10 protein-coding genes are annotated in these 9,650 nt (G+C 73.1%); 8 read left to right on the top strand and 2 right to left on the bottom strand.

The window, feature by feature from the left end:
- Positions 1–3 precede the first annotated feature (3 nt).
- Entirely contained in the window at positions 4–801 is a 798-nt protein-coding gene (locus ACWGB8_RS23600; protein ID WP_452215544.1) for a hypothetical protein, read from the bottom strand.
- Between the two features lie 146 nt (positions 802–947).
- Between ACWGB8_RS23600 and ACWGB8_RS23605 the strand changes: the two genes are divergently transcribed.
- From ACWGB8_RS23605 to ACWGB8_RS23635, 7 genes are all read left to right on the top strand, one after another.
- Positions 948–1,739 carry an ABC transporter ATP-binding protein gene (locus tag ACWGB8_RS23605; RefSeq protein ID WP_452215545.1) on the top strand — a complete coding sequence of 264 codons (792 nt, stop codon included), beginning with the start codon at positions 948–950 and terminating at the stop codon, positions 1,737–1,739.
- 142 nt (positions 1,740–1,881) lie between these two features.
- Entirely contained in the window at positions 1,882–2,304 is a 423-nt protein-coding gene (locus ACWGB8_RS23610) for an NfeD family protein (RefSeq protein WP_452215546.1), read from the top strand.
- Positions 2,305–2,314: 10 nt separating this feature from the next.
- Positions 2,315–3,355 (top strand): SPFH domain-containing protein, encoded by a 1,041-nt coding sequence (locus tag ACWGB8_RS23615; protein WP_452215547.1) that lies wholly within the window; start codon positions 2,315–2,317, stop codon positions 3,353–3,355.
- A 178-nt stretch (positions 3,356–3,533) separates the two neighbouring features.
- The gene (locus ACWGB8_RS23620; RefSeq protein WP_452215548.1) at positions 3,534–4,292 is read left to right on the top strand and encodes a sulfite exporter TauE/SafE family protein; all 759 of its coding nucleotides are present in this window, start codon (positions 3,534–3,536) and stop codon (positions 4,290–4,292) included.
- 51 nt (positions 4,293–4,343) lie between these two features.
- Entirely contained in the window at positions 4,344–4,520 is a 177-nt protein-coding gene (locus ACWGB8_RS23625; RefSeq protein WP_452215549.1) for a DUF1272 domain-containing protein, read from the top strand.
- A 24-nt stretch (positions 4,521–4,544) separates the two neighbouring features.
- The gene (locus tag ACWGB8_RS23630; RefSeq protein WP_452215550.1) at positions 4,545–4,847 is read left to right on the top strand and encodes a 4a-hydroxytetrahydrobiopterin dehydratase; all 303 of its coding nucleotides are present in this window, start codon (positions 4,545–4,547) and stop codon (positions 4,845–4,847) included.
- A 99-nt stretch (positions 4,848–4,946) separates the two neighbouring features.
- Positions 4,947–6,884: an outer membrane protein assembly factor BamB family protein gene (locus ACWGB8_RS23635; protein WP_452215551.1), complete on the top strand. Its 1,938-nt coding sequence runs from the start codon at positions 4,947–4,949 to the stop codon at positions 6,882–6,884.
- Between the two features lie 156 nt (positions 6,885–7,040).
- Here ACWGB8_RS23635 and ACWGB8_RS23640 read toward each other — a convergent pair whose 3' ends face one another.
- Positions 7,041–7,568: an HNH endonuclease gene (locus tag ACWGB8_RS23640; RefSeq protein WP_452215552.1), complete on the bottom strand. Its 528-nt coding sequence runs from the start codon at positions 7,566–7,568 to the stop codon at positions 7,041–7,043.
- Positions 7,569–7,918: 350 nt separating this feature from the next.
- Here ACWGB8_RS23640 and tyrS point away from each other — a divergent pair, with 350 nt between their 5' ends.
- Positions 7,919–9,187, top strand: a complete 1,269-nt coding sequence (tyrS, locus tag ACWGB8_RS23645) for a tyrosine--tRNA ligase (RefSeq protein ID WP_452215554.1) — start codon at positions 7,919–7,921, stop codon at positions 9,185–9,187.
- Positions 9,188–9,650: the final 463 nt, after the last annotated feature.

Raw genomic sequence — 9,650 nt, forward strand, 5'->3', positions numbered from 1 at the left:
GCCCTAGTCGCGCTCGTCCACCAGCGCGTTGTACGCCGCCACCCGGGCCCGCTGCGCGGTGCGCCACAGCGGGGCCAGCGCCTCCCGGCGGGCCGCCATCTCGGAGGAGCTCACCGCCGCGCCGTGCCCGTCCGAGGCGATCGACAGCAGGGCGGCCACCTGCCGGGCCGACTCCAGCACCCGCACCGCGCGCGGCGGGTAGCCGGGCGCCAGCAACTCGACGTGGCCCCGCCGCCGGTACGCCTCCAGTGCCTTCAGCGCCCCGGGGCCGGCCCCGGCCACGTCCAGCCGGGTCAGGACGGCGGTGGTCTCGCGCAGCCCGTTCGCGAGCTCGAACTCGGCCTCGTGCAGCGAGGGCACGTCGGCGGGCGGGGTGTCGTTCACCTCGAAGCACTGCCAGAGCACGGTCGCCGAGCGGTCCCCGGGCGGGCCGAACTCCTCCACCAGCGGGACCAGCCCGAGCGGCACCCCGACCGCCAGCACCGCCTCCCCGGCCTCCATGGCCCGCGCGTTGAACGCGGCCGGGCCGGTCAGCCCCAGCGGGTGCCCCGCGCTCGGCAGGGCCAGCCGCAGGCCCTGCACGCCCAGCACCCGCAGCCGGCCGAGCGCCCAGGTGAGCCCGTGATGCTCGCCGGGGGCGTCCCCGGGCAGTCCGGCCACCCGGTGGCTCTCGTCCCGGCCGAGGACGGCCTCGGCGGCGTTGTCGGGCGGTACCGCGCCGTGCAGCAGGGCGTTGCCCCAGGCGGTCAGGCGTCCCGAACGGGGCTCTTCGTACGGATTGTCGGCAGGTGAGGCGAGCATCCGGCCAGCCTACGGAATGCGCCGCCACCCGCGTGGCGTAGGTTTGCCCATGCGTGTGCGGCGCGTCCACTCCGTGCCCTCGGTCGCAGGGCTGGGCCGCCCGCCCGCACCGACGGCCGTATTTCTGTTTTGGGGAAGGCGTAGGCATGAGCGACGTGCTGGAGCTGGTGGACGTATCCGTGGTCCGGGAGGAGCGCGCGCTGGTCGACCAGGTCTCGTGGTCCATCTCCGAGGGCGAGCGCTGGGTCATCCTCGGCCCGAACGGCGCCGGCAAGACCACGCTGCTGCAGATCGCCTCCACCTACCTCCACCCGACCAGCGGCAAGGTGACCGTGCTGGGCGAGAAGCTGGGCGAGGTGGACGTCTTCGAGCTGCGCTCGCGCATCGGCCTGGCGGGTGCCGCGATGTTCGACAAGCTCCCCGCCGAGCAGACCGTCCTGCAGACCGTGCTGACCGCCGCGTACGGCATGACGGTCAGCTGGCAGGAGAAGTACGAGCAGGCCGACGAGTCGCGCGCGCTGGCGCTGCTCGACCGGCTGGGCATGTCCGCCCTCACCGCCCGCAAGTTCGGCACGCTCTCCGAGGGCGAGCGCAAGCGCACCCTGATCGCCCGCGCCCTGATGACCGACCCCGAGCTGCTGCTGCTCGACGAGCCGGCGGCCGGCCTGGACCTCGGCGGGCGCGAGGACCTCGTGCGCCGCCTCGGCGCCCTCGCCCAGGACGAGTTCGCCCCGGCGATGGCCATGGTCACCCACCACGTCGAGGAGATCGCGCCCGGCTTCACCCACGTCCTGATGATCCGTCAGGGCAAGGTGCTCACCGCCGGCCCGATCGACACCGAGCTCACCGCCCGCAACCTGTCCGTCTGCTTCGGCCTGCCGCTCACCCTGGAGCGCCGCGGCGACCGCTGGTCGGCGCAGGGCCTGCCGCTCGGCTGACCCCGTTGGCACGGGTGCGGAACCCGCCGAATCCCCACCGAAGTCCGCCGATCCGGAACCGGTCGCACGCGCGACCGGTTTCTCCCCGTCCACCTGCGGGAACTGTCCGCCTCGACAGCCCTTCGCTCCCTAGGATGGTCACGTGGACAGCTGGATCTGGTGGCTCCTGGCCGCCGTCGGCCTGGGCATACCGCTGGTCGTCACGGCGATGCCCGAGTTCGCCATGTTCGCGGGCGGTGCGCTCGCCGCGGCCGGCGTCGCGGGCCTGGGCGGCGGCGTGGTCTGGCAGGTCCTGACCTTCGTCGCGGTCTCGGTCGCCCTGCTCGTCGTGGTGCGGCCGATCGCCTACCGGGAGCTCAGGAAGGGCCCGCAGATCAAGATGGGCATCGAGGCGCTCCAGGGCGCCACCGCGGTCGTCGCGGAAACCGTCGACGGGGAGGGCGGCCGGATCAAGCTCAACGGCGAGATCTGGTCGGCCCGTGCGCTCCACCCGGGCAGTGTGTACCAGCCGGGCCAGCAGGTCGACGTCGTCGAAATCCAGGGCGCGACCGCCCTGGTCGTCTAGGGGAGAGTGTGTGGAACCCGTCCTTATCGTCCTGGTCGTCCTGGTCGTGGTGGCCTTCATCGCGCTGATCAAGACGATTCAGGTCATCCCGCAGGCCAGCGCCGCGATCGTGGAGCGCTTCGGCCGCTACACCCGGACGCTCAACGCCGGTCTGAACATCGTCGTCCCGTTCATCGACCGGGTCCGCAACCGCATCGACCTGCGCGAGCAGGTCGTCCCGTTCCCGCCGCAGCCGGTGATCACCCAGGACAACCTGGTGGTCAACATCGACACGGTCATCTACTACCAGGTGACCGACGCCCGCGCCGCCACCTACGAGGTCGCCAGCTACATCCAGGCGATCGAGCAGCTCACCGTCACCACCCTGCGCAACATCATCGGCTCCATGGACCTGGAGTCCACCCTCACCTCCCGCGAGGTGATCAACGCCGGACTGCGCGGCGTCCTGGACGAGGCCACCGGCAAGTGGGGCATCCGCGTCAACCGCGTCGAGCTGAAGGCGATCGAGCCGCCGACCTCCATCCAGGACTCGATGGAGAAGCAGATGCGCGCCGAGCGGGACAAGCGCGCCGCGATCCTCACCGCCGAGGGCCAGCGCCAGTCGCAGATCCTCAAGGCCGAGGGTGAGAAGCAGGCCGAGGTGCTCAAGGCCGAGGGTGAGGCCCAGGCCGCCGTACTGCGCGCCGACGGTGAGGCCGCCGCGATCCGCACCGTCTTCGAGGCGATCCACCAGGGCGACGCCGACCAGAAGCTGCTCGCCTACCAGTACCTGCAGACCCTGCCCGAGCTGGCCAAGGGCGACGCCAACAAGCTCTGGATCATCCCGAGCGAGGTCGGCGACGCGCTGAAGGGCCTCAGCGGCGCCTTCACCGGGCTGGGCGGGGGCGCCAACGGCTCCGCGGTGGCCGCCCCGAGCCCCGCCGCCCCGGCGGCCACCCAGGTCCCGATCGACCCGGCGGCCGGCCCGCGCCCGCTGGACACCGACGCCAAGGGCGCCGCGCGCCCCCGGGTCGACCCGGCCCGCGAGTACCGCAAGATCGACCCCGAGTAGCCGCGCCGCCCGGCCGCACCGCTCCACCGGGGCCCGCCTCCGTACCGCACGGGGGCGGGCCCCGGTGCGTGGTCGGGCCCGGTGTGGCGAACGTCCCGAATCGTGATCGGCGCTGGTGCCCCCGGCCCGGCGTCCGGCATGATCGCGCCACGGACAGCACCCGAGCGAGGGATGACTCATGACTGTGTGGGAGGCGGTCGCCGTCCTGGCGGCCGGCGTCGGAGCCGGAATGATCAATGTGATCGTCGGATCGGGGACCCTGATCACCTTCCCGGTGCTCCTCGCCGTCGGCCTCCCCCCGGTCACCGCCAACGTCTCCAACACCTTCGGCCTGGTACCCGGCTCGCTCAGCGGCGTCATCGGCTACCGGCGCGAACTCGCCGACCAGGGCGCCCGACTGCTGCGCTTCGGCACCGCCTCCCTGCTCGGCGGCCTGCTCGGCGCCTACCTGCTGATCAAGCTCCCCAGCAGCGCCTTCGACGCCGTCGTCCCCGTCCTGATCCTGCTCGCCCTCGTCCTGGTGGTGATCCAGCCCCGGGTCGCCAAGTTCGTCGCCGCCCGCCGCCGCCCCGACGGCGACCCGCACGGCGGCGCGCTGCTGCTCACCGGCATCTTCCTCACCGGCATCTACGGCGGCTACTTCGGCGCCGCCCAGGGTGTGCTGCTGCTGGCGCTGATGGGCATGCTGCTCCAGGACGACCTACAGCGGATCAACGGCGTCAAGAACGCGCTCGCCATGATCGTCAACGCCGTCGCCGCCCTGTTCTTCCTCTTCACCTCGACCGTGAACTGGACGGCCGCCGGCCTGATCGCCGCCGGGTCCCTGGTCGGCGGCCTGCTCGGCGCCAAGGTCGGCCGCCGGCTCAAGCCGCAGGTGCTGCGCGGGGTCATCGTGGTCGTCGGCCTGGCCGCCGTCGTCAAACTGCTCACCGACTAGGCCCCGTTCGTACCCCGCCCGCCGCCCCTGTCCGACCGGAAGGACCCCCCGATGGCCCTGGAGATGCGAGAGAACTGCGAGCGCTGCGAGGTGTCGCTGACCCCGGACGGCGCTGCCTCCCTATGCTCCTACGAGTGCACCTTCTGCCCGGCGTGCACCGAGGAGATGGCCGGCACCTGCCCCAACTGCGGCGGCGAACTGGTGCCCCGCCCTCGCCGCAAGGGCTGACCCCCGGGTGAAGGGAGCGCGGCGATGAGCCGAGCACGGCTGACCGAGGACGAGATCACCGCCGGACTGGCCGGCCTGACCGACTGGGCCCGCGAGGGGGACAGCCTCGTCCGCACCGCCGACGCCCCCGACTTCCCGGCCGCGATCCGGGTCGTCACGGCCGTCGCCGAGACCGCCGAGGCGATGGACCACCACCCCGACATCGACATCCGCTGGCGCACCCTGCGCTTCGTCCTCTCCACCCACAGCGCCGGCGGCCTCACCGCCCTCGACCTCGACCTCGCCGCCCGCATCGACGAGGCCCTGCGCGCCGAGTCAGGGCGGTAGCCGCCCCGGGCGGATTCCGGGGCACCACCGGAACCGCCCGCTCCGGCCGCCGTGAGATGCTGGCTGCCGCATTGGCGACGGCCGGGAGGGACGCAACGGATGGCCCAGGAGCCCCTCGACCGGGATCAGCAGCACGACTGGTACCCGCAGCAGCATCAGGACTGGCAGGCCGGGTACGGCGAGCAGCCGTGGCAGCCCGCGCCGACCGGGCACCCCGATCCGGCCGCCGGCTACCCCGCCCAGGGCGGCTACGACCCGTACCCGGCGTACGGGCAGCAGGGGTACGGGCAGCAGGGGTACGCCGAGCAGGGGTATACGGAGCAGGGCGGCTACGGGCAGCAGACCGGCTGGGTGGACGGCCAGTACCAGCCCGCCTGGGGCCACCCCGAGCAGGCGCAGCAGCAGTACGCCCCCTACACCGTCCAGCAGCCGGCCGCCGGTGAGCAGCTGTACGCTCCGGCGGACGCCGCGTACACCACGGACGGCTGGGTCACGGCCCCGCCGGAGCCCGTCGCCGTCCCCTCCGCCCCTGCCGCCTCCGCCGTCGGCGCCGCGACGACCTTCGCCGCTGCTGCCGTGGCCGCGGCCACCGCTGCCGACGTCGGTGCGCCCGTCCCGGCCGCGCCCGGATCCGCGCCGCGGTCGGCGGCCCGGCGGGGGAAGGAGACCCGCGGCGGCTCGATCGCCGACCGGGCCCGTGCCGCCGCCGACGCGGTGGTCTCCGCCGACCACGCCCCCGCCAAGCGCACCCTGCTGCTGCGCGCCGGCGCCGGGGCGGCCGCACTCGGCGTCCTGCTGGCGGCGGGCCTGGTGGTCGCCGCCCAGGACGACGGAGGTTCGGCGGAGGAAGGCGGCGGCCGGGCGGGCTTCACCGTCGCGCACGCCCGGGCCTGGGCCGCCCAGCCCACCGAGGCGGCGCCGCAGGGCGCGGACGACACCCTGCTCGGCAGCTGGCTGCTGGAGAACGCGGTGGTCCGCGCGGACAGCACCGGTGTGCGCGCCTACGACCTGGCGAGCGGCAAGCCGGTCTGGGCCGTCGAGCCGCCCGCGGCCGGGGCCGTCCCGTGCGGGCTCTCGCCGAGCGTCAACCCGTCGGGCCTGGGGGCGGCGCTGTTCCGTCCCCAGGCGGATCCGAAGAGCCCGTGCGCCCTGGTGGCGGCGGTGGACACGAAGACCGGGAAGACCGCCTGGACCAAGCCGCTCTCCGACACCAAGGGCGCCTACGCGGCCCGGGTCGGGGTCACCGAGGACAAGGTGATCGCGGTCGGCGACGACCACGTCGTGGCCTGGGAGGCGGCGGACGGCAAGGACATCTGGCAGTACACCGGCCAGGGCAAGTTCTGCACGCTCTCCGGCGGCGTCACCGGCACCACCGTGCTGGTGGCCAGCACCTGCGCCGACTCCACTCCCGCCGACCAGGCCGTCTCGCTGAACACCGCCGACGGCAAGGTGCGCTGGTGGCGCGGGCTGAACAACCAGCCGAAGACCGTCACCGTGCTGTCGGCCGAGCCCGCTGCGGTGCTCACCACGGGCGAGAAGCCCGGGGACGACCGGGTGTTCGCCTGGGGCACCGAGGGCGATCCGGCCGCGGAGATCCCGGTGGCCGTCGACGGCGGCCGGCTGGACGTGGCGCACGGCGCCTTCTCCGCGACCCCGGGTGTCTGGTTCCGGGACCGGACGATGGTCACCCTGCTCGCCCCCGCCGGGGGCAGCGGCCCCTTCTCGGTGGTCGGCTACGACCTGGACAGTGGCAAGCAGCGCTGGCGCACCGCCACCGCCGAGAAGAGCACCGTGCGCGCGGTCGGCCTGGCGGACGGCGCCCTGCTGCTGGCCGCCGACGAACGGCTCGAACAGCCCGCCCACCTGAGCAGGTTCGCGCTCGCCGACGGCAAGGAGACCGTCGGCGGCAACTTCCCGCAGGGCACCGGCTCGCTGCTGCTGTCCGGCCGGGTGCTCACCGGGGGCGGCAAGGTCGTCGCCGTCCCCGAGCACTCGGCGAACTTCGGCATCGCGGCCGCGTACCAGGCCAAGGGCTGAGCCCGTGGCGGACCGGCCCGTCCCCCCGGATCGGGCCGGTCTCCGCCGCGGACGTGCGCGTGCCCTGCCACGGGTCACCCGCACGGGGGCGACCCGTGGCAGGGCGGGCCGCTCGGGGCGCGGGTCGGGCCGCGGTGGGCCGCTGGCGGGCCGTGGTCAGGCCGCGGTCGGTGCCGTGGCCTGGGCGGGGAGCCAGGCGGCCAGCTCCCGGACGTCCGAGCCGCGCAGGCCGAGCGCCATCATCAGCGTCGCCTGCGGGGTCGGCTCGAACGGCTTGCGCAGCAGCGTCATGCCCGCCTGCTCCGGCGTCCGGTCGGCCTTGCGCTGGTTGTCCTCGGCGCAGGCGGCCACCGTGTTCAGCCAGCTGTCGGCGCCACCGCGCGACCTGGGCTGCAGGTGGTCCACCGTGGTGGCCCGCCGGCCGCAGTAGGCGCACAGGTGCTGGTCGCGCACCAGGACGCCCCGCCGCGACCACGGAGCCTGTTGTCGGAACGGCACCCGTACGTACCGTTGCAGTCTGATCACCCTCGGGACCGGTACGGTCACCCCCGTACCGCGGACCGTGCGCAGCGGATGCGCCTGCTCGACCACGGCCTTGTCCTGGAGTACCAGGACCACGGCGCGCTGGAGCGACACCGTCGTCAGCGGCTCGTAGCTTGCGTTCAGAACCAGCGTGTTGCGCACCTCGGCACACCCTTCCCACGGGCGTGCCACGGCGGCACGACCGTCTCCACACACGTCACTGCCGCCGCACGGCGGTGGAACCACTGTGGAGGGGCCGGTGGCCGTCGAACAACGGAATTTCCGGTGGCCGCCGGGGTCCCGGGGCCGGCGGGAGGGATGCGCCGGGGCTCGCGCCGCAGGCCCGGCGGGGTCCGCACGGTGCCCGCCGGAGGACGCGTCGGCGCGCCCGGGCGAAAACCCCCTGGCCGGGAACGCGTACCCTCTACAACGCTGGAGCCGTCCCGTACCGGGGCCCGACCGAATCGGGCCCGCACCGGACGCGGACGCCCGATCCGAGGAGAGTCGTGACCGTGACGGACATCGTCGACGAGCTGCGGTGGCGTGGGCTGATCGCCCTGTCCACCGACGAGGACGCACTGCGCAAGGCGTTCGCGGACGGCCCGGTCACGTTCTATTGCGGCTTCGACCCGACGGCCCCCAGCCTGCACCTCGGGAACCTGGTGCAGATCCTCACCATGCGCCGCATCCAGCAGGCCGGAAACCTCCCGCTGGGCCTGGTCGGCGGCGCCACCGGCCTGATCGGCGACCCGAAGCCCACCGCCGAGCGCGTCCTCAACGACCCCGAGACGGTGGCCGGCTGGGTCGAGCGCCTGCGCGGCCAGATCGCGCGCTTCCTCGACTTCGAGGGCCCGTACGCGGCGCGCATGGTCAACAACCTGGACTGGACGTCCGGGATGTCGGCGATCAGCCTGCTGCGCGACGTCGGCAAGTACTTCCGGGTCAACAACATGATCGCCAAGGAGGCCGTCGCCCGGCGGCTCAACTCCGACGCGGGCATCAGCTACACCGAGTTCAGCTACCAGATCCTCCAGGGCATGGACTACCTGGAGCTGAACCGCCGCTACGGCTGCACGCTGCAGACCGGCGGCAGCGACCAGTGGGGCAACCTCACCGCCGGCACGGACCTGATCCGCAAGGCGGACGCCAAGTCGGTGCACGCGCTGGCCACGCCGCTGATCGTCAAGGCCGACGGCACCAAGTTCGGCAAGACGGAGTCCGGCACGGTCTGGCTCGACCCCGAGCTCACCACGCCGTACGCCTTCTACCAGTTCTGGCTGAACGCGGACGACCGGGACGTCCCCAACTTCCTGCGGATCTTCAGCTTCCGCTCGAAGGAGGAGATCGAGGAGCTGGAGCGCGAGACCACCGAGCGCCCCGCCGCCCGGCTCGCCCAGCGCGCGCTGGCCGAGGAGCTGACCACCCTGGTCCACGGCGCCGAGCAGTACGAGCGCGCGGTGGCCGCGTCCAAGGCGCTGTTCGGCCAGGGCGACCTGGCCGACCTGGAGGCCCCGACCCTGGCGGCCGCCCTGGCCGAGGTCCCCAAGGCCGAGGTCGCCGAACTCCAGCCGGTCGTCGACCTCCTGGTCGCCGTCGGCCTCGCCCCGAGCCGCTCGGCGGCCCGCCGGACGATCAAGGAGGGCGGCGCCTACCTCAACAACGTCAAGGTGACGGACGAGGAGGCCGTGCCGGCCGAGTCGGACCTGCTGCACGGCCGCTGGCTCGTCCTGCGCCGCGGCAAGCGCAACCTGGCCGCCGCCGAGCTGAAGCCGGCCGGCTGAAAATCGACCGCCACTGAGCTGCGGCGTTGAGCCCTGAGGGCCGGATCTGGTCAGATCCGGTCCTCAGGTGTTTGACGGCACCGGCAGACTGGCCTAGTGTTGGACGAGTCGCTGAAGCGGGCGGGTGCGCGGGACGGACCGAGAGGTCGACCCGAACCGGCCGGAGCGGTCTTCTTTAGAGCAAGTCCTACTTTCACTTCTTAAGCCCATTCAATTGGGTCGTTCGGCATCCCTGCCGGCGGATGTGAACGGGGAATTTCGGGTTGAACGCCGAAATGCGCTACTGTGAAGCCGTCGCGGAAAGCGGCCCCGCCAGTCGGGATCGGACGAATGAAACTCCGGAAAACGGGGCGGAAAGCGTCTGATAGGCTGGAAACACGAAAGAACGAAGCGCCCGGAGGGCCCGCTGGAAGGCGGTCCGAAGGAAGTGTCCGTTCCTTGAGAACTCAACAGCGTGCCAAAA

The sequence above is a fragment of the Kitasatospora sp. NPDC054939 genome, from assembly GCF_053610105.1.